The 19,609-nt window shown below is 66.4% G+C and carries 16 protein-coding genes; 11 read left to right on the forward strand and 5 right to left on the reverse strand.

Features of this window, described 5'->3' with window-relative positions:
- Nucleotides 1-13: 13 nt before the first annotated feature.
- The 8 genes from U1738_RS09100 to U1738_RS09135 all read left to right on the forward strand — a co-directional run bounded on the left by U1738_RS09100 (nt 14) and on the right by U1738_RS09135 (nt 10,563).
- On the forward strand, nt 14-1,384 hold the full coding sequence (locus tag U1738_RS09100; RefSeq protein WP_332788729.1) for an alginate export family protein: 1,371 nt from the start codon (nt 14-16) through the stop codon (nt 1,382-1,384).
- Nucleotides 1,385-1,654: 270 nt separating this feature from the next.
- Nucleotides 1,655-2,479 (forward strand): chromate resistance protein ChrB domain-containing protein, encoded by an 825-nt coding sequence (locus tag U1738_RS09105; RefSeq protein WP_332788730.1) that lies wholly within the window; start codon nt 1,655-1,657, stop codon nt 2,477-2,479.
- Nucleotides 2,476-3,867 (forward strand): chromate efflux transporter, encoded by a 1,392-nt coding sequence (chrA, locus tag U1738_RS09110; protein WP_332788731.1) that lies wholly within the window; start codon nt 2,476-2,478, stop codon nt 3,865-3,867. The genes U1738_RS09105 and chrA overlap by 4 nt, the downstream gene beginning before the upstream one ends.
- Nucleotides 3,868-3,951: 84 nt before the next feature.
- The gene (locus U1738_RS09115) at nt 3,952-4,821 is read left to right on the forward strand and encodes an NAD(P)-dependent oxidoreductase (RefSeq protein ID WP_332788732.1); all 870 of its coding nucleotides are present in this window, start codon (nt 3,952-3,954) and stop codon (nt 4,819-4,821) included.
- Complete coding sequence (locus tag U1738_RS09120; RefSeq protein WP_332788733.1) at nt 4,818-5,873, forward strand: Rieske 2Fe-2S domain-containing protein; 1,056 nt, start codon at nt 4,818-4,820, stop codon at nt 5,871-5,873. The genes U1738_RS09115 and U1738_RS09120 overlap by 4 nt, the downstream gene beginning before the upstream one ends.
- 107 nt (nt 5,874-5,980) lie before the next feature.
- Nucleotides 5,981-7,417, forward strand: coding sequence for an aldehyde dehydrogenase (locus U1738_RS09125; protein ID WP_332788734.1), 1,437 nt, complete (start codon nt 5,981-5,983; stop codon nt 7,415-7,417).
- A gap of 34 nt (nt 7,418-7,451) precedes the next feature.
- A complete protein-coding gene (locus tag U1738_RS09130) occupies nt 7,452-8,288 on the forward strand; it encodes a p-hydroxycinnamoyl CoA hydratase/lyase (RefSeq protein WP_332788735.1) in 837 nt (278 codons plus the stop codon).
- A 157-nt stretch (nt 8,289-8,445) separates the two neighbouring features.
- A complete protein-coding gene (locus tag U1738_RS09135) occupies nt 8,446-10,563 on the forward strand; it encodes an acetate--CoA ligase family protein (RefSeq protein ID WP_332788736.1) in 2,118 nt (705 codons plus the stop codon).
- A 196-nt stretch (nt 10,564-10,759) separates the two neighbouring features.
- Here U1738_RS09135 and U1738_RS09140 read toward each other — a convergent pair whose 3' ends face one another.
- Both U1738_RS09140 and U1738_RS09145 read right to left on the reverse strand, forming a co-directional pair.
- Complete coding sequence (locus U1738_RS09140; protein ID WP_332788737.1) at nt 10,760-11,233, reverse strand: MarR family winged helix-turn-helix transcriptional regulator; 474 nt, start codon at nt 11,231-11,233, stop codon at nt 10,760-10,762.
- Nucleotides 11,234-11,255: 22 nt separating this feature from the next.
- Nucleotides 11,256-12,560: an MFS transporter gene (locus U1738_RS09145; RefSeq protein ID WP_332788738.1), complete on the reverse strand. Its 1,305-nt coding sequence runs from the start codon at nt 12,558-12,560 to the stop codon at nt 11,256-11,258.
- A gap of 135 nt (nt 12,561-12,695) precedes the next feature.
- On the opposite strand from U1738_RS09145, the gene U1738_RS09150 reads away from it, so the two are divergent.
- Entirely contained in the window at nt 12,696-12,956 is a 261-nt protein-coding gene (locus U1738_RS09150) for a hypothetical protein (RefSeq protein ID WP_332788739.1), read from the forward strand.
- Nucleotides 12,957-12,974: 18 nt separating this feature from the next.
- On the opposite strand, the gene U1738_RS09155 is transcribed toward U1738_RS09150, so the two are convergent.
- Together U1738_RS09155 and U1738_RS09160 are read right to left on the reverse strand one after the other, a co-directional pair.
- Nucleotides 12,975-14,072, reverse strand: a complete 1,098-nt coding sequence (locus tag U1738_RS09155) for a metallophosphoesterase (protein WP_332788740.1) — start codon at nt 14,070-14,072, stop codon at nt 12,975-12,977.
- Nucleotides 14,073-14,160: 88 nt separating this feature from the next.
- Nucleotides 14,161-15,108 (reverse strand): DUF808 domain-containing protein, encoded by a 948-nt coding sequence (locus tag U1738_RS09160; RefSeq protein WP_332788741.1) that lies wholly within the window; start codon nt 15,106-15,108, stop codon nt 14,161-14,163.
- A gap of 226 nt (nt 15,109-15,334) precedes the next feature.
- Between U1738_RS09160 and U1738_RS09165 the strand changes: the two genes are divergently transcribed.
- The gene (locus U1738_RS09165; RefSeq protein WP_332788742.1) at nt 15,335-15,802 is read left to right on the forward strand and encodes a LexA family transcriptional regulator; all 468 of its coding nucleotides are present in this window, start codon (nt 15,335-15,337) and stop codon (nt 15,800-15,802) included.
- Between the two features lie 92 nt (nt 15,803-15,894).
- On the forward strand, nt 15,895-17,043 hold the full coding sequence (locus tag U1738_RS09170) for a vWA domain-containing protein (protein WP_332788743.1): 1,149 nt from the start codon (nt 15,895-15,897) through the stop codon (nt 17,041-17,043).
- A gap of 60 nt (nt 17,044-17,103) precedes the next feature.
- Here U1738_RS09170 and U1738_RS09175 read toward each other — a convergent pair whose 3' ends face one another.
- A complete protein-coding gene (locus tag U1738_RS09175; RefSeq protein ID WP_332788744.1) occupies nt 17,104-19,545 on the reverse strand; it encodes a TonB-dependent receptor in 2,442 nt (813 codons plus the stop codon).
- Between the last annotated feature and the right edge of the window lie 64 nt (nt 19,546-19,609).

Genomic DNA, 19,609 nt, shown 5'->3' on the forward strand with positions numbered 1-19,609 from the left:
TCCGGGACGCATCATGTTCATCCTGACGTCGCTTGCCCTTGCCGCCCAGCCGATACCCGCGCCGGTCGCACCTGCTCCGCCACCGATCGCGGAGCATCCGGCATCGCCCCCACGCACACCGCGCCGCCTGAAGCTCAGCGGAACGATCCGGGCGCGCTACGAAACCGTCGCCGGCCAGGTGCGCCCCGGCTTCAACGATTCCGACCAGCTGGTGAATTTCCGCACGACATTGCTCGCCGAATATGATGCGAAGCCGCTGCGTATCGTGGCCGAATTGTATGACAGCCGGGCTTACGGGGCAAACCGCCGGACCCCGGTCTCCACCAACGAAGTCAACACGCTGGAACTCGTCCAAGCCTATGTCGCGGCGGACCTCGGTGCGGTGGCCAAGGGCGGGAACGCTTCGGTTCAGGCCGGGCGCTTCCTGCTGAACCTGGGATCGCGACGGCTGGTCGCGGCCGACGATTATCGCAATACCACCAACAGCTATACCGGGCTGCGCGGCGATCTCAGCTTGCGCGGTGGCTGGAAGGCGACCCTGATATACACGCTGCCCCAGGTCCGCCGGCCCGACGATCTGTCCGCCGTCCTGAACAACAAGGTGAGCCCGGATCGGGAGAGTTTCGATCTGGTCCTGTGGGGCGGCGTCGCCAGCAAAACGAAGGCGATCGGCCCGCTGACGGGTGAGATGTCGTATTTCCATCTCGGCGAACGCGATGCCCCTGCCCGCCCAACGCGCAACCGATCGCTCGATACCGTGAGCATGCACGCCATCGCCGACCCTGCGATCGGCCGGATCGACGGCGAGATCGAAGCCATCGGCCAGCGCGGCCATATCGCCGCCACGCTGGCACCGGGCGCGCCGACGCTCGACGTCGCAGCGTGGTTCCTGCACGCCGATCTCGGTTATACGTTCCCCGGTGCCTGGCGACCGCGCGTGTCGATCGAGTATGACCGGGCCAGCGGCGACGGCACCGGTGCGAAATATACGAGGTTCGATCCGCTGTTCGGCATGCGCCGCGCCGATCTTGCACCGGCCGGGCTGTATAATGCCGTCGGCCGCACCAATCTTTCCAGCCCCGGCATCCGGGTGGAAGTCGTGCCGGACAGGATGATCGACGCCTTTTTCAGCTATCGCCCGATCTGGCTGGCCGATCGCACCGACAGCTTCTCGACCACCGGCGTGCGCGATGCGACCGGCCGATCGGGCAGTTTCGCGGGGCATCAGATCGATGCCCGGATCCGCTATCTCGCGCTTTCGTGGCTGCGGCTCGAAGCGGACGGCGTGGTGCTGGCCAAGGGCGGATTCCTCCGCAATGCGCCGAACGCGACGCCGAGCCGGATCGAACGCTATCTGTCGCTGAACGCAACAGCGACCTTCTAGAGCATGACGACGTCAGGCTGAAATATGCCCCTCTCCGTTCGTGCTGAGCTTGTCGAAGCACGTGTTCCAAGCACAGCCGGAGATTGTGGGGAGTGTGCTTCGACAAGCTCAGCACGAACGGTTCTGTTTGAAGTCATCGCACTCTAACCTCCATGCCGGCATATTGACATCGGCCGCCGCAGGACGATGATAAAGTCATGGGGGCTCGTGATCTCCCCACGAGGCGACACGCCGAAGCATCGCGTCCCGAACATCGTCGAAGGACGCTTTATGCCTGCTCCCAACGCAATAGGTCCGGATAAACTCGCCCGTTTGATCGGCGGGCCGGCAACGCCCATCCTGATCGACGTGCGCGAGGACCGGGGGACGAGCCGGATTCCCGGCGCGCGGCCCCATGCCCCCGGCGCGATCGCCGAATGGTCGGGGTCGTTGGTCGGGCGGAGCGTCGTCGTGATCGATACGGATGGATCCACCGCACAGGGCATCGCGGCATGGCTGCGCGCGGAAGGCGTCTCGGCCGAAGCGCTGGCGGGCGGCCATGCGGCTTGGGCGGCGGCGAACCTGCCATTGCTCGATACCACCCATCTGCCGCCGCCCGGCGCGGATGGCCGGACGACATGGGTGACGCGGGCCAGGCCCAAGGTCGATCGCATCGCCTGCCCGTGGCTGATCCGACGCTTCGTCGATCCCGAAGCCCGCTTCCTGTTCGTGCCCCCCGCCGACGTGCTGGCCGTCGCACAAAAGCTTGGCGGCGATCCGTTCGATGTGGACGCGCCGGGCGTGTTCTGGAGCCATCGGGACGAGAAATGCACCTTCGACGTGATGATCGAGGCGTTCGGCCTGAGCGGCATCGAGCCGCTCGCCCATCTGGCGACGATCGTGCGCGGCGCGGACACCGACCGACTGGATATCGTGCCCGAAGCGGCGGGGCTGCTCGCCATCTCGCTCGGCCTGTCACGGCTGCATGCAGACGATCTCGCCCAGCTCGATGCCGGCATGCTCGTCTACGACGCGCTGTACCGCTGGTGCCGCGATGCACGCGGCGAAACGCACGACTGGGTGTCGCACATTTCGCGCGCAAAGGCTTCGGCATGACCGCGCCAGCCATCGGGGCGTCGCGCCCCGGCCCGGTGACTCTGCGAGAGGCGTTCTGGGTCTGGCTGCGCATCGCCGCCTTGTCGTTCGGCGGCCCCGCCGGGCAGATCGCGGTGATGCACCGCATCCTGGTCGACGAGAAACGCTGGATCGGCGAGCATCGGTTTCTGCACGCGCTCAACTATTGCATGCTGCTGCCCGGCCCCGAAGCGCAGCAACTGGCGACCTATGTCGGCTGGCTGATGCATAAGACGCGCGGCGGCATTGTAGCAGGCGCGCTGTTCGTGCTTCCCGGCGCGGTCTCGATCATGGCGCTGAGCTGGATCTACGCGCTGTACGGCCGCGTCGGCATCGTCTCGGCCCTGTTCTTCGGGTTGAAATGCGCGGTGCTCGCCGTGGTGCTGCAGGCGGTGGTGCGGATCGGCGGTCGCGCGCTCAAGAACATGGTGGTGCGCGGAATGGCGGCGGCGGCATTCGTGCTGATCTTCTTCCTTGGCATTCCCTTCCCGGTCATCGTGCTGGGTGCCGGTCTGATTGGCTTCTTCGGCGGCCGCGCAGGCATGGCAGCCTTTCGTTTGGGCGGAGGACATGGCGCAAGCGGCGGCACGGTCGTGGCCGATGCCGACACGTTGCTCGGCGAGGAACTGCCCGCCCACGCCAACCCGACAGTGCGCCAGACGGTGCGCGATGCCGTGATCTGGCTGGCGCTGTGGCTGGCACCGGTCGCCGCGTTGTTAGCGATCCTCGGCCCCGACGATGTGTTCACGCAGATCGCGATCTTCTTTTCGAAGATGGCGATGGTGACATTCGGCGGTGCCTATGCCGTGCTCGCCTATGTCGCGCAGCAGGCGGTGGAGAATTATGGCTGGCTGCAACCACGCGAGATGCTCGACGGGCTGGGCATGGCCGAGACCACGCCGGGGCCGCTGATCATGGTGCTGCAATTCGTCGGCTTCATGGGTGCCTATCGTGATCCCGGCACGCTTTCGCCGTTGATGGCGGGAACGCTCGGCGGCTTGCTCGCGACCTGGGTGACGTTCGTGCCCTGCTTCCTGTGGATCTTCCTGGGGGCGCCCTTCATCGAGCGGATGCGCGGCAATGCGGCGCTGTCGGGCGCGTTGTCGGCGATCACGGCGGCGGTCGTCGGCGTTGTGCTGAACCTGGCGGTGTGGTTCGCGATCCATACGATCTTTCGGCAGGTGACGCCCTTCGCGGTGGGGCTGGTGCGTTTCGATATGCCGCTGGTCACCAGCGTCGATCCCTGGGCGCTGGCGATCTCCGCTGCCGCGATCGTCGCGATGTTCCGCCTGAAGATCGGTATCTTCGCCACGTTGGGCGGTGCGTCGGCGGCCGGAATCCTGCTGCACATCTCGGGAGCGCTGGCCTGACGCCCGAAGCGCACTTCCGGAAATTCAATGGAGCCACGGTCGATTGGATTGGCGGCGGCGCGCGCTACGGCGCAGGCTGGTGTTATGGCGTATAGCAATCCAGCTCTGGCGTTCATCGGTTTTGGAGAGGCCGGTGCGGCATTCGCGAACGGCATCGGGATTGCCGCCATCGCCTATGATCGCGCGGACAAGGCCGAGGCGTGTCTCCGCCATGGCATCACCGTCGCGGCCAGCAATGCCGCCGCCGTGCGGGGCGCCGCACTGATCCTGTCGGTCGTCACCGCCGATCAGGCGCTGGCCGCCGCGCGCGAAACGGCGGGCGAAATCATGCCGGATGCGCTGTACTGCGACCTCAACAGCGTCGCACCCGACACCAAGCGGGCCGCGCAGGTTGCGATCGAGACCGCCGGCGGACGCTATGTCGACGTGGCGGTGATGGCACCGGTGCATCCGGCCGGCCGCGACGTGCCTCTGCTGGTGTCGGGGCCGCATGCCGAAGCGGGTGCGGCGGCGCTTGTCGCGGCTGGGTTCGGCAAGGTCCGGGTGGTGCCGGGCGATGTCGGCCGCGCCTCGTCGATCAAGATGATCCGATCGGTGATGGTCAAGGGGCTGGAATCGCTGACCGCCGAATGCGTGATCGCCGCCGATCGCGCGGGCGTGCTGGACGAGGTGCTCGCCTCGCTCGACGCCAGTCCGCCCCCGCCGGATTGGCACGACCGCGCCGATTACAATCTCGAACGGATGATGGCGCACGGTCTGCGTCGTGCGGCGGAGATGGAGGAAGTGGTCAAGACGCTCGACGCGCTGGGCACCGGAAGCGCGATGACGCGCGGCACGGTGGTGCGGCAACGGGCGATCGGGGCGCTGGCTATCGCCACGCCCGCCACGCTGGAGGACAAACTCGCCGCGCTCGCCCGAGGCGAAGCGCCGGCCAAACAACGGGATTTCGCATGACCACCGACACCTTCATCCGCAATGCCTGGTATGTCGCCGGCTGGGATTCGGAGATCGATTCCGCACCGCTCGCGCGCACGATCTGCGGTGTGCCGATGATGTTCTATCGCACGCTCGACCGGTCGGTGGTGGCGATGCGCGATGCCTGCCCGCATCGCATGCTGCCGCTGTCGATGGGCATCCGCGAGGGCGATTCGATCCGCTGCCGCTATCACGGCCTGAAACTGTCGCGCGACGGCGTGGCCGAGGAGATGCCGCTGAAGAGCGACGCGGCCAACCCGCGCATCTGCGTGGAGACGTATGTCGTGGCCGAGCGGCACCGCTTCGTCTGGGTGTGGGTCGGCGAGAAGGCGTTGGCCGATCCGGCGCTGATCCCGGACCTTTGGCCCTGTTCGGCGGACGGCTGGACGTTCGATGGCGGTTACAATCATGTCGGCTGCGATTACCGGCTGATGATCGACAATCTGATGGACCTGACGCACGAGACGCATGTCCATTCCGGGTCGATCGGCCAGCCCGAACTGATGCATGCGCCGATCGATACGCGAGTCGATGGCGAGCGGGTTTTCGTCACGCGGTGGATGCCGGGCGTCGATGCGCCGCCATTCTGGCGGGGAGCGCTGAAGCAGGACGGGCCGGTCGATCGCTGGCAGATCTGCGAGTTCATCGCGCCGTCTTCGGTGATCATCGATGTCGGCGTGGCACCGGTTGCGGGCGGCGCGACGGTCGAGGCGCATGACAGCGCGACGTGCGGCGGCGTGCGCGGGTTCGTGATCGATTCGATGACCCCGGAGAGCGCAACGAGCATGCACTATTTCTGGGGCATGGCGCGCAGCTTCGACGTGGACGATGGCGGTTTCACCGCACGGTTCAAGCGCGCGCAGGGCGGTGTGTTCGCCGAGGATGTCGAAGTGCTGGAAGCGCAGCAGGAGGCGATCCTCGCCAATCCCGATCTCAAGCTGACGGCGTACAATATCGATCAGGGCGGCGTGCGCGCCCGGCAGATCATCGCGCGCAAAATCGCCGCGCAGAAGGCAGTTGCCGAGGCGTAAGCACCGATCGTGATCCGGACGTCTCGACGGGTGCCACCGTGCCTCGCGAAAACATTTGCACGCCCCGAAGAACAAGCTATATATTATAGCAATTAGGAGGGAGTGTCATGGCAACCGCGATTTCTTCGGACGCGCCGCGCGCATCCGCGACGTTCGATCGTCTGAACCCGATGACCGGGGCGGTCGCGTCCACCGCTCCGGCGGCGACCGTGGCCGATGCGGAGGCGGCCTGCGATGCCGCCGCCGCCGCTTTCCCGGCCTGGTCGGTGCTTGGCCCCAATGCCCGCCGCGCGATCCTGACCAAGGCGGCCGCGGCGCTCGAAGCGCGCGCGCCGCAATTCATCGAGGCGATGATGGCGGAGATCGGCGCGACGCAGGGCTGGGCCGGCTTCAACCTGATGCTCGCCGCCGGGATCGTGCGCGAAGCGGCGGCGATGACGACGCAGATCCAGGGCGAGGTGATCCCGTCCGACAAGCCGGGCTGCATCGCGATGGCGCTGCGCGAGCCGGTCGGCGTGATGGTCGGTATCGCGCCGTGGAACGCGCCGATCATTCTGGGCGTCCGCGCGATCGCGATGCCGCTCGCCTGCGGCAATACGGTGGTGCTCAAGGCGAGCGAGCAATGTCCGCGCACGCATGCGCTTATCGTCGATGCGTTCGTCGAAGCAGGCATGGGCGACGGCATCGTCAACCTCATCACCAACGCGCCCGAGGATGCCGGCGAGATCGTCGGCGCGCTGATCGATCATCCGGCGGTGAAGCGCATCAACTTCACCGGCTCCACGCATGTCGGGAAGATCATCGCCAAACGTGCGGCGGAGCATCTGAAACCGGTATTGCTCGAACTCGGCGGCAAGGCACCGCTGATCGTCTTGGACGACGCCGATCTGGACGAAGCGGTAAAGGCGGCGGCGTTCGGCGCGTTCATGAACCAGGGCCAGATCTGCATGTCGACCGAGCGGATCATCGTAGTCGACAGCGTGGCCGATGCCTTTGCCGAGAAGTTCGCCGCGAAGGTCGCGACGATGCCGGTCGGGGATCCGCGCGAGGGCAAAACGCCGCTCGGCGCGGTGGTCGATGCCAAGACGGTCGCGCATGTCCAATCGCTGGTCGCGGATGCGCTGGCGCATGGCGCGGTGCAGTTGAACGGCGGCGCGTCGGACGGCGTGCTGATGCCCGCGCATGTGATCGACAAGGTCACGCCCGAGATGACGCTGTTCCGCGACGAAAGCTTCGGCCCAGTGGTCGGCATCGCCCGCGCCCGGGACGAAGCGCATGCCATCGCGCTCGCCAACGATACCGAATACGGCCTGTCCGCCGCAATCTTCACCCGCGACACCGCGCGCGGCCTGCGCGTCGCCAAGGCGATCAAATCCGGCATCTGCCACGTCAACGGCCCGACCGTGCATGACGAGGCGCAGATGCCGTTCGGCGGCGTGAAATCCTCCGGCTACGGGCGCTTCGGCGGCAAGGCCGGGATCGACAGCTTCACCGAACTGCGCTGGATCACGATCGAGACGCTGCCCGGCCATTATCCGATCTGATCATCATTCCCTTATTTCGAGACGAGGACATCCCATGACCGAATTGAGCAGCAACGGCACCGTCGCCTATGACGTGATCGATCGCATCGCCTGGGTGCGCTTCAACCGCCCCGACAAGCGCAACTGCATGTCGCCCACGCTGAACCGCGACATGATGGAGGTGCTCGACGCGCTTGAATTCCGCGCCGATGTTGGCGTGTTGGTACTCTCGGGCGAGGGCAGTGCCTGGTCCGCCGGCATGGACCTGAAGGAATATTTCCGCGAGACCGAGGCCAAGGGTCTCGGCGCGTCGCGGCAGGCACAGCGCGAGAGCTATGGCTGGTGGCGCCGCCTGCGCTGGTATCAGAAGCCGACGATCGCGATGGTCAACGGCTGGTGCTTCGGTGGCGGATACGGCCCACTATTCGCCTGCGATCTCGCCTTCGCGGCGGAGGACGCTCAGTTCGGCCTGTCGGAAATCAACTGGGGCATCCTGCCCGGTGGCGGCGCGACCAAGGTGGCGACCGAATTGCTGCCGTTCCGCAAGGCGATGTATCACGCGATGATGGGCGAGAATGTCGACGGCAAGACCGCCGCCGAATGGGGTCTCGTCAACGAGGCGCTGCCGCTCGACCAGCTCAAGACGCGCGTCACCGAAGTTGCCAACGTGCTGCTCAAGAAGAACCCGGTGGCGCTGAAGGCGACCAAGGATGCGGTGCGGCGGGTTGGTGTGCTGAGCTATGACGACGCCGAGGACTATTTGATCCGCGCGCAGGAGGCGGCCAATTCCTACGACAATGAAGGTCGCAAGGAAGGCATCAAGCAGTTCATCGACGACAAGACCTTCAAGCCCGGCCTCGGCGCCTACGACACGTCGAAGCAGAAGGCCTGAGGCCCACCCCCCCTGCTCCCGCCGTCACCCCGGACGTGTTCCGGGGTCCACCGCGCCCCGACCTCGATCGTTCGAATTTGCGGCCCGGTGGATGCCGGAACAAGTCCGGCATGACGGTTAGGGGCATGAGCGCGGGCTCGCCTAATCGGAGACCGATGTGACGAATATTGAACCTGAAACCCGTTCGCTGGACCGCCTGCTCCGCCCCCGCTCGGTCGCGATCCTCGGCGCATCGGACAAGCCCGGGGCGCTCGGCAATCAGGTGCTGGCGAACCTCGAACGGCACGGTTTCACCGGCGACATCTTCCTGATCAACCCGAAGCGCGACGAGATCGCCGGCCGTGCGTGCCTGCGCTCCGTCGCCGACCTGCCCGAGGGTGTGGACGCGGCGGTGCTGGCGATTCCGGGGGGCGCGGTGCTGAATTCGGTACGGGCACTGGCCGCGCGCGGCGTGGGCGCGGCGGTGATCTTCTCGGCCGGCTTTGCCGAGGGCGGCGAAGAGGGGATGGCGGCGCAACGCGACGTCGCGCGCATCGCCGACGAGACCGGCATGATCATCGAAGGCCCGAACTGCCTGGGCATGACGAATTACGTCCACGGCATCCCGCTGACCTTCGTCGAGACGCCGCCGATCCTGCTCGATGGACGGCCGGGGGTCGGCATCGTGTCGCAATCGGGCGCGATGGCGGTCGTGCTCGGCACCACGTTGATGGCCAAGCACCTCGGCATCTCGATTTCGGTCTCGACCGGGAACGAGGCGGCGAGCGGGGTCGAGGATTATGTCGAATATCTGCTCGACGATCCCGATACTCGGGCGATCGCGATGATCGTCGAACAATTCCGCAAGCCCGCGCGCTTCCTCGCGCTCGCGGCCCGCGCCCGCGCCATCGGCAAGCCGATCGTCCTGCTCCACCCCGGCCGCAGCAGCGCCGCGCGCGAATCCGCCGCCACGCATACCGGCGCGATGGCGGGCGATTATCAGGTGATGCGCACCAAGGTGGAGCGGGCCGGCGTGATCCTGGTCGATAGCCTGGAGGAATTGGGCGACGTGATCGACATCGCGATCCGCTGTGGCCCGGTCCCCACCGGCGGCACGGCGGTGCTGACCGAATCCGGTGCGTTCAAGGCGCTGACGCTCGATCTGTGCGAGACGCTAAACCTCCCTTTGCCCGCGCCCTCGGCCGAAACCGAGGCAGCGTTGCGTGCGACGATGCCGGATTTCATTCCGGTCAGCAATCCGATGGACCTGACCGCGCAGGCTCTGGTCGATCCGGATCTGTATCGGCGCACGATGCAGCCGCTGCTGGCCGATCCGGCGTTCGGCAGCATCGTCCTCGGCATCATCCAGACCGACGAGGCGACGGCCCGGCTGAAGTTCGAACCGATCATCGCCGCGGTCGAGGCGTTGAAGCCGGAAAAGCCCGTGATCTTCGCCGGACTGGATGACGGCGCACCGGTACCGGCCGCCTATCTCGCCGGGCTTCGTGCGCTGGGCGTACCGTATTTCCCCTCGCCCGACCGCGCCTTCCGCGCGCTCGCCCGGATCGCCGCCACCAATGCGCGCGATTACACCGCCGCCGAAGATGCGCCAGCCGCCGCGACGCTGCCGCATGGCGGTGTGATCGCCGAATATCGCGCCAAGGCGCTGCTCGCCCCGCTCGGCATCCCTTTCCCCAAGGGTGATTTCGCCGCGACGCCGGACGAAGCGAAGGCGATCGCCGCGCGGATCGGCTATCCGGTGGTGATCAAGGCGCAGGCGCAGGCGCTGTCGCACAAGAGCGATGCCGGCGGCGTGATCCTGAACCTCGCCGACGATGCGGCGCTGGCCGACGGCTGGGCACGGCTTTACGCCAATGTCCGTGCCCATGCGCCCGACGTCGCGCTCGACGGCGTCCTGGTCGAGGCGATGGGCGCGCGTGGCGTCGAACTGATCGTCGGCGCGCGCAACGATCCCGATTGGGGCCCGGTGATCCTGGCCGGCTTCGGCGGGGTACAGGCGGAAATCCTGCAGGACGTGCGCCTGCTCCCGCCCGACCTGACGCGCGACGCGATCATCGCCGAATTGCGCGCGCTGAAGAGCGGCGCGTTGCTCGATGGCTGGCGCGGCTCGCCTGCGCTGGATGTGGGCGCGGTCGCCGACATCGTCACCGCGATCGGCCGCCTGCTGCGCGGCTCGCCCGCGATCCGCGAGATCGATCTCAATCCGGTGGTCGTCTACCCACAGGGCCAGGGTGCAGTCGCGCTCGACGCGTTGATCCTGGCCGGCGACGCGTAACGCGCATCGCCGGCGTTTTGGAGCGCGATGATTTCAAACGAACCCGTTCGTCCTGAGTAGCGACTGAGCTTGTCGAAGGCGCGTATCGAAGGACCGGCGTACGCCGCCCAACGGTACTTCGATACGAGCCCTCGATACGCCTTCGGCTACTCAGTCTCTACTCAGCACGAACGGGCCAAGATAACCTCATCCTGCTTTAACCGCGTTCCTTCGCCTCGATCCGCAGCAGCAACGCGATCAGCCGCGCGCGATCGGCAACGCCCAGACCCAGCAACATCTCCTCCTCATGCACGCGGATGCGCGCGAGGCATTCGTCCAGCATGGCCTGCCCTTCCGAGCTGAGGCACAAAGCGAAGGCGCGACGATCGTCCTTCGACGCGCGGCGTTCGATCAGCGCCCGATCGACCAGTTCGTTGATCAGAGCGACCATATTGGCGCGCTGGATGCCCAGCGCACGGCCCACCGCGCCTTGGTTGATGTTCGGGTTGGCCGCGACCACCGAAAGAATGCCGAACAGCACCTGCCGCATGCCCGTTCCGTCCAGCGCGCGGGCGAAATCGGCGGCGAACACGCTGGATGCGCGACGCAGATGATAACCGGCGAACTCGCTCAGCGCGCCCAGCTCGACGCTGTCGTCGGGCGGATCCTGCGGCATTGTCGCCATGGTCATCGTCTCCTCGCGCGACCCTGGCCTATGTCGCTTCGCCCCTGTTGCCCAAAGCCAGCAGCGCAAGCAAGGCTATCACCGATCCCGATGCCATCAGGATCGCCACCGTCTGCAGGCCGTACCCGGCGGCGAACAGGAACCCGGCCAATGCCGGGGCCAAGGCCGATCCCCCGCGCCCGACGCCGATCGCGAAACCGGTCGCGGTCGCGCGCACGTCGGTCGGGAAGGACCACGCGAGCAACGCATACAGTCCGACGATCCCGCCATTGGTGAAGAAGCCGGTGATCGCCGCGATCCACGCCAGTTCGCCATAACTGCCCTGCCCGCGCCCGAACCATGCCACCATGATCGCCGACACCGCCATCGTCGCGATCGTCAGCGTGCGCACCTTGATCTTCGCGGTCAGCAGCCCGAGCAGCAACGATCCGACCAGCCCGCCGCAATTGGCGAACACCAGGATGCTACCGGCGGAGCTGGGCGCGAAGCCCATATCGACGACGATTTTGGGGATCCATTTCAGCAGGAAATAGAAGGTCATCAGCTGCGCGGTGTAGGCCAATGTGATCAACAGCGTGATGCGCACCAAGGCCGGCGAGAACAAAGCGGCGAGCGGCATCGCGGCGCCGGCGGCCTTTTCCGGCGGCAGCGCATCGACGGTGCGATGCCCCATCCGCGCCAGCGTGCGATTGACGGCGGCCAGCGTGCCGGGGCGACGACGCTGCAATTCGAACGCGATCGATTCCGGCGCGCGCCACAGCACGATCGGAATGAAGCACAAGGTGGCGATCCCGCCGAACTGAAACACCACCGGCCAGTCGAAATGCCGGAGCAAAGCGGACGAGATCGACCCGCCGACGATCGCGCCGAGCGGATAGCCCGCCGCCATGATCACCACCGCCAGATTGCGTCGCGCGATGTTCGAGGCCTCGGAGACCGCCGCGTTGGTCGTGGCGAGCATGCCGCCGATGCCGAGGCCGGTGAGGACGCGCCACACAGACAGGGTCACCACGTCATGCGCGGTGGAGGCCGCGAACATGCCCGCCGCCATCACGACGAGGCAGCCGAGGATCGTGCGCCGCCGCCCGAACCGATCCGCCACGCCGCCGAGCACGATCGATCCGACCGCCATGCCGATCAATTCCATCGACAGGACCAGGCCCAAAGCCGCGCGATCGATGCCCCAATCCTTGACGATGCCGGGCGAGGCGAAGCTGATCGACAGCACATCGAACCCGTCGAGCGCGTTCAGCCCGACCATGATCGCGACGACGACCCACTGGAAGCGCGACATCGGCTCCCGATCGATGATCTCGCGTGGATCGTCTGCCATGGAATCCCCTCGTCTATCGTTGCGCGGAGTATCGCGCCAAACGCTATGAGATGCAACAATCCTGACGCTGGCGGTGACGGCGAATGCGCACATCGTGCGAGCCATGCCGTTGCAGGCCCGCTATCACCCGGGGCCATGGCGAAGAAGAACCGTTTCCTGACCGCGACGATGGCCGACGGCTATGTGAAGACGATCGGCCCGACCTCGGCGCCGTTCACCCATTACTGGCGGATCGTGGCGCATCTGGGCGGCGGCAAGACCGAGGTGTTCTGGGGGCACGCCAAGTCGCTCAAGGAGGCGTCAGGCAAGAAGGAGGCCACCAGAGAGGCGGCGCGGCAGCGCGGATGGGAGCGGTTCGATTTCGAGGTGGTCGAACTCACCGAGACGTTCGGCTGACGGATCGTCGGCGACCGGTCACCGGGCCGCGCGGAGCGTGATCCGGGTCATTTCCGATGGCCGCCCGAGGCGAAGCGCGAAGCCCGGCCATAGCGCCGTGCCGTTGCTGACATAGAGCGTCATGCCATCGACCTCGTAACGCCCCGACACGAACCCGCCATTGCCGTTCGCGACCAGCCGGTCCAGCCCGACGATCATGCCGCCATGCGTATGGCCCGATAGCTGGAGCGCGACGCCGCGCGCGGCCGCCCGCCGGGCGTTGCGCGGCTGGTGATCGAGCAGGAGGACGGGCACGTCGTTCGGCGCATCGGCGAGGGCCGCCGCCAGGTCCGGGCCGGCCTGCCCGTGGGCCGGCGCGGACAGGTCCGTGACCCCGGCCAGGACGAGCCGGGCGGCCCCGCGCTTCAGGATCGCATGCGCGTTCGGCAGCATGCGGATGCCCATGCCGGAAAGGTGCTGCATCCAGGCGGCGTAATCGAAGAAATATTCGTGATTGCCCGGTATCGCATAGACCCCGTCCGGCGCATGCAGATCGCGCAGTGGCGCGACGTCCTCGCGGCGCATCGCCACCGAGCCGTCGATGAAATCCCCCGTTACGACGATCAGGTCGACGCCGGATGCATTGGCGCGATCGACCATCGCCCTCGCCCATGTCGCTGGAAACAGCCGGCTGATGTGCAGATCGGTCAGTTGGAGCAACCGGTAGCCGTCGAATTCCGGCGGCAGATCGCGGATCGCGACCTGAATGTCCTTCACCGGCGGTACGCGCAATGCGTTCGCGACGGCGATCGCCGCCAGCAGCGCCGCGCCGGCTGCGATCGCATATCGCACCGCGTCTGGCACTCCGACCGCGCCCTGCCGCACCAGCATCGTCGCCAGCGTCCCGAGATCGAGCAGGATCTGCAGAACGGCCAGCAATACGATGACGCCGAACGCCCAGTTGAACAGGATGACGACGAAGCGCGGGAATTCGGGCGCGAACACCGATCCCGACGAGAGCCGGCTCCAGAAATGATATTGCGACACGAAGAGCAGCAGCACCGCGATCGCGCCCTTGCTCCACAATGGCAGCGACAGCGGCAACAGCCAGCGCACGATGACGAGCAGGCTTGGCACGGCAAAGATGAGGTGAAAGATCGTCAGTCTCCGTGTGGTGGCGGCATGGAGCAGCCTCCGCGAGGCAAAAGGTGCGCCGTCGGCCCGGTCAAGCTTTCTTGCCGAACAGGCGCGAGACCGGCGGCACGACGACCGCGAACATTCCGCCGATCACCAGCCCGACCAAGGCGGAGGCGACCGCGAAGCCGAGCCACGCGCCGAAACCGGGGGCGAACGGCATCAGCCCGGCGATCGCGCCGCCCACCGCCTCGGCCGCGTGCGGGATGGTTTCGAGATGGAATTCCTCCAGCCCGTGGATCAGGATGCCGCCGCCGACCCACAGCATCGCGACCGTGCCGATCTTGGCCAGCAACGCCAGCACCACCGGCATGCCCTTGACCAGACCGCGCCCGATCGCGGGCAGGACGCCGCCCGGCCGCCGGGCGAGATGCAGCCCGATATCGTCCATCTTCACGATCAGCCCGACCACGCCGTAAACGCCGCCGGTGATCAGCAAGGATACTGCGATCAGCGCCGCCGCCTGCGTGCCGATCGACCGATCAGCCACTTCGGACAGAGCGATGGCCATGATCTCCGCCGACAGGATCAGGTCGGTACGGATCGCCCCGCCGACCTTGCGATTCTCGATCTCCTCGGCCATTTCGTTCGTCTCGGCCTCGGCGGCGGCGGCATGGCCGTGGCCGAGCAGCGCACCGATGATCTTCTCTGCGCCCTCATAAGCGAGATACAGGCCGCCGAGCATCAGGATCGGCGTGATTGCCCAGGGCAGGAATGCGCTGAGCAGAAGTGCCGCAGGCAGCAGGAACAGCAGCTTGTTGCGCAGCGACCCCTTGGCGATCCGCCAGATGATCGGCAGTTCGCGCGCCGGGGTCAGGCCGGAAACGTATTTCGGCGTGACCGCAGCGTCGTCCACCACGACCCCGAACGCCTTGGACGATGCCTTCATCGATGCGGCGGCGATATCGTCGACGGACGCCGCCGCCAGCCGCGCGATCGCGGCGACATCGTCGAGCAGGGCTACGAGGCCGGTGGGCATGAAGTCTGTTTCCTGAAGGAGGGGTGTCGGCACCCGTTGAAAGCTTTCCTTGCGGGATGCAATTGCCGGTCGGTCGAATGCAGTGGCGTAACGACTTTTGTCGCCTTCCGTTCAATGCCCGGCGGCAAAGATTTACGCACGAAACCGACATGGCTTGGCGCGGGCAGCGGTGATAGTCGATGGCGGTGCGAGTTCATTGCCCCTTAAGCGCCTCGACGCCGCAATGGTGACCCGCGCACAGCAGGCCGCGCTGAATCTGGTGGAGGCGCGTGGCCTGCGCGCGGCGGGCCGATCCTATCGCGAGATCGGCCGGCATCTGGGGCTCAGTTCCGGGCAGCTCGGCCATATCCGCCGCGCGCTGAAGCGGGAGAAGGCCGGACGGACGCGCCTGCTCAACACCATGCCGGGCGCGGCCGAGCGGGACCTGCCGATCGGCCGGTCGGTGCTGCCTGCGGGCTTGCGGCGATTACTGACAATGGCGGGCTATCGCACGCTCGGCGATCTCGCGGACCGGCTGGCCGATCCCGATCTTCCCGGTCTCCAGACGCTGCCCGGCATCGGCCCGCACCGCGCGCGCATGATCGATGCGCTGCTCGATCATTACGGATTGCGCGAGGGATCGGGTGATCTGCAAGCCGAGATCGAACGGCTGTTCCCCGAATTGTCGGCACCCGTCCCCGATCCCATGACGTAAAATGCGCGCGAGGCAGAACGAAAGTCCGCGACGTGCGTTGCATCCTTGTGCAGTCAATCTCACCCGTTCGCGGTAAAGTTTCCGCGCATCATATGATCGCATCGATCATGGCCGTGGCGCTGTCCGGTTGCGGTAGCCCGGCGCAGAACAATTCCGCGACGGCTGCGGGCGACGACGAAACCGCCAAGGGCCAGCGCATCGCCACCGAATATCTGAAGGACCATGGCGGCGCGCTCGATGCCTGTTTCCTGCCGCCGCCCGCGATCCGCGGGCCTGGCGCGATCCAGACGGTTGCCGACGATGCCCGTCCCAAGCTGGCGGCGATCAACCGGCTTGTGATCGCGATCGACGCATCGGGATCGATGGCGGCGAGGTCGGGCGGCGAGACCAAGATGGAGGCGGCGAAGCGCGCGGCAATCACGTTCCTTGCCAGCGTACCGGCCAACACCGAGATCGGGCTGGTTGCCTTCGGTCATCGCGGAACCAACCTGCCCGGCGGCAAGGCGGCCAGCTGTCGCGGCGTGGAAAGCCTGTATCCGCTTGGCGCGGCCAATCCGGCGCAGGTCGAAACGGCGTTGCGCCAGGTGCGCGCGACCGGCTGGACCCCGCTTGCCGCCGCAATCACGCTGGCCGGCAAATCCTTCACACCGAGCGCCACGCCGGGCGCGCAGGTGGTCTATGTCGTGTCCGACGGGCTGGAAACGTGCGGCGGCGATCCCGTCGCGGCCGCGCGGGCGCTCAATCAGGGGGCGGTCAAGGCGATCGTGAATATCATCGGCTTCGATCTCACGGCGGCCGACCGGGCACAATTGTCCGCCGTCGCCTCGGCCGGTGGCGGCACGTTCGTCGAGGCGAAATCGGGCGACGATGTCGGACGCGCGATGGACGAGGTGCGGCGCAAGGCGCGCAACGTATCGGCGATGACCACCGAATATTTCGATGCCGGTGCGCGCAGCACCGACAACAATTTCGCGGTCGGCAAATACACGACCGACCTCAATTTCTGCGTCGCCCGCACGACCTCGGCGGAGATGACCGGCCTGCGCGGCGCGACCGATGCGGCCAAGGCATCGATCCCCGAAAGCATCGCCGCGATGGCGGTCCTGCAACACCGCCACGAAACCTATCGCGAACGATCCTCGAAACTGTCCGCCGATCTGTCGGCCAAGGCGAAAGCGGCGAACGATGCCATCGCCGCCCAGCAAGGCAGCAGCGAAAAGCGGTTGGGGGTCAAACCCTAGGTTTGCCCCATCCACCGCGACGCGTCGCGATGGATGGGAGCGGTCATCGCGAATATCCGGTCAGAAACCGACGCTGATCGTGCCGAATACCTGGCGCGGCGCCAGCGGGAACTGGTTGAACGTGCCCGATGCCGCGCCGATCGACAGCGTGGACGCGCCCTTCTTGTCGGTGATGTTGCTGACGTTGAGGCTGAGCGACACCGTCTTCACGACGGCCCCCGGCGACAGTGGGATCTGCGCACCGATCCGGCCCGCCAGCGTGAAATAGCCCGGCACCGACAGATCGTTGGTGAAAGTCGCGAACCGCTTGCCGAGATAATCGCCGACCAGTTGCACGTCGAACATGCCGTAATTCGCCGACACCACCGTCTTGTTCAGCCAGGCGGGCGATCCCGGCACCTTCTTGCCCGCGGTCGGCACCACCGTCTGCGCGATGCCGACGAGGTAATTCTGCTGGAAGCGCGAATTATTGTACGACAGCGCATTGTAGATCGAGAAATGCGGCCCGAAGCGCAACGTGCCGGCGATATCCACGCCGTCGGTCTTAACGCTGCCGACATTGTTCACGATCGCCGCGCCGCTGATGATCGAGGTGATCACCACGGTCGGGCTGACGGCGAGCAGGCGGTTGCTGAAATCGACGTGATAATAGCTGATCTGCCCCTCGAAGCCGCTGATCGGCCCGAGATCGAGCGACGCCCGCGTGCGCAGGCCGCCCTCGTAAGTCCAACTCGTCTCCGGCTTCACATTGCGCTTGAAATCCTCGAACACCTGCTGGCTGCCGAGCGCGAAGGGGGACAAGCCGGTCGCGGCGCTGGTCTGGAACTGGCGGATGTTCTGCTGCGCGTTGACGAACACCTGCGTGCTGGCGCTCACATCCCACAGCGCACCGATCTGCGGCAGGAACACCTTGTCGGTGTTGATCCGCCCGACCGGCAGCGCGGTGGAATTGCTGAACGATCCCGGGATCGGCTGAACCGGCACGGCCTGCGTCGCTTTCTGGAACGTGCTCTTGAAGCCGGCCAGCACGGTGACGCTGGGCAGCACGCGCCAGCTGTCCTGGATGTGGGTCTGGATCTCGTCGACGCGGATCTCGCTGCCATATTGCGTGATCAGCGGCGTCAGCGTGTCGCGCGGGCGCTGATAGGGCGTCGAGGGATTGTTGACGTCGAGCGCGTACCAGCGCCGGAACGCGGACGAGCTTTGATGTTCGTACCAGCCGCCGAGTTCGATCTTGTGGTTGCCGAGTTCGGCGGTGAGCGTGGAGAGGATGCCGCCGCGATCGATGCGATATTCGGTCGTGCGCGTCGCGAAGCCCGATCCGCCGAAGATGCCGGTCAGCCGCGCCAGATTGGCCGCGCTGGTCGGGTTGCTGTCCGCCGGGTTGGGGAAATAGAAGGAAAATAGCCCCGGCAGGCCGGCCACGTCGATCGGCCCCGCCACCACGCCGACACCGTCATTGTGATGATAATAAGCCTGGTTAGACCAGGTGATCCGGTCGCTGACCTTCCAGTCGTATTTGATATAGCCGAGATAGTCGGTGCGCTGCGCATCGCTATAGTAATTGCGATAGTTCGATCCCGCCGCGCGGTATGCGCCGGACGACAGATAGGTGCGCGCCGCGGCGAAATCGGGGTACAGGAACGGGCGGGTGTACGGTGCCGTCGCGCGGTTCGCCGGGGTGATGACGGTCGCATCCTCATTCGGTTCGGTCTTGTCCGAATAGGCGCCGTAGATCGTCAGCGTGCCGGTCGAATCGTCATGCACGAACTTGCCGTTGGCCTGATACCCGCCCTGCTTGCCGTTGAAATCCCAGGCGCGGCCATCCTGCCGTACGCCCGACAGGTACAACGAATTGCCGTTGCCGAACGTGCCGGTATCGACGCGGACGAAGGTGCGGAAGCTGGAATAGCTGCCCACCGTCTGCGCGATCGTCGCGCCGCGTTCCGCCTTGGGGTCGCTGGAGAAGGTGTCGATCGTGCCGCCCAGATTGCTGGTTGATGCCGTGCCAAGATCGCCTGCACCGCTGGCCAACGTCACGCGGCCGACATTCTCCGAGATGATCGCGCGCTGCGGCGAGAGGCCGTTGTAATTGCCGTAGGTCTGATCCCCAAGCGGCACGCCGTCGAGCGTATAGCCCAGTTGCTGTGCGTTGAAGCCGTGCACGAACAGCGAGATATTCTGTTCGTTATTGCCCCACGGATCGGCGGTGAGGAAAGTGACGCCGGGCAGCGTCTGCAACGCCTTTAGCGGGCTGACGCCGGGCAGGATCTTCTGGATCTCGATCGCGGAAATCTGGCTGACCGAACGCGTCGTGCGCCCGGTGACGACGATCTCGCCGGCCTGCGCGTCCTCGCCCGTCGGCTCTTCCGGCGTCGCGGCATCGGTTGCGGCGGGGGTCGCCGCGACCGGTGCCGGCGCATCCTTCGCAAACGCCGCGCCCGCCGGGAGGAGTGAGGCAGCCGCTACGCCGCCGAGCAGCCGCACGATCGAATTCCGCATGATGATGTCCCCATTCGGGCCCGTTGGTCGGGCCGTCCGTTGGGGCGCGGTTAGGCGTCATTTG

The sequence above is a fragment of the Parasphingomonas caseinilytica genome (assembly GCF_036663755.1).
Lineage (GTDB): Bacteria > Pseudomonadota > Alphaproteobacteria > Sphingomonadales > Sphingomonadaceae > Sphingomonas.

Excerpts from the sequence above, each read along its gene's own strand:
- U1738_RS09120 (WP_332788733.1), top strand. The coding sequence starts at position 4,818 with ATGACCACCGACACCTTCATCCGCAATGCCTGGTATGTCGCCGGCTGG.
- U1738_RS09130 (WP_332788735.1), top strand. The coding sequence starts at position 7,452 with ATGACCGAATTGAGCAGCAACGGCACCGTCGCCTATGACGTGATCGAT.
- U1738_RS09150 (WP_332788739.1), top strand. The coding sequence starts at position 12,696 with ATGGCGAAGAAGAACCGTTTCCTGACCGCGACGATGGCCGACGGCTAT.
- U1738_RS09105 (WP_332788730.1), top strand. The coding sequence starts at position 1,655 with ATGCCTGCTCCCAACGCAATAGGTCCGGATAAACTCGCCCGTTTGATC.
- U1738_RS09145 (WP_332788738.1), bottom strand. The coding sequence starts at position 12,560 with ATGGCAGACGATCCACGCGAGATCATCGATCGGGAGCCGATGTCGCGC.
- chrA (WP_332788731.1), top strand. The coding sequence starts at position 2,476 with ATGACCGCGCCAGCCATCGGGGCGTCGCGCCCCGGCCCGGTGACTCTG.
- U1738_RS09140 (WP_332788737.1), bottom strand. The coding sequence starts at position 11,233 with ATGACCATGGCGACAATGCCGCAGGATCCGCCCGACGACAGCGTCGAG.
- U1738_RS09115 (WP_332788732.1), top strand. The coding sequence starts at position 3,952 with ATGGCGTATAGCAATCCAGCTCTGGCGTTCATCGGTTTTGGAGAGGCC.
- U1738_RS09170 (WP_332788743.1), top strand. The coding sequence starts at position 15,895 with ATGATCGCATCGATCATGGCCGTGGCGCTGTCCGGTTGCGGTAGCCCG.
- U1738_RS09160 (WP_332788741.1), bottom strand. The coding sequence starts at position 15,108 with ATGCCCACCGGCCTCGTAGCCCTGCTCGACGATGTCGCCGCGATCGCG.
- U1738_RS09125 (WP_332788734.1), top strand. The coding sequence starts at position 5,981 with ATGGCAACCGCGATTTCTTCGGACGCGCCGCGCGCATCCGCGACGTTC.
- U1738_RS09175 (WP_332788744.1), bottom strand. The coding sequence starts at position 19,545 with ATGCGGAATTCGATCGTGCGGCTGCTCGGCGGCGTAGCGGCTGCCTCA.
- U1738_RS09100 (WP_332788729.1), top strand. The coding sequence starts at position 14 with ATGTTCATCCTGACGTCGCTTGCCCTTGCCGCCCAGCCGATACCCGCG.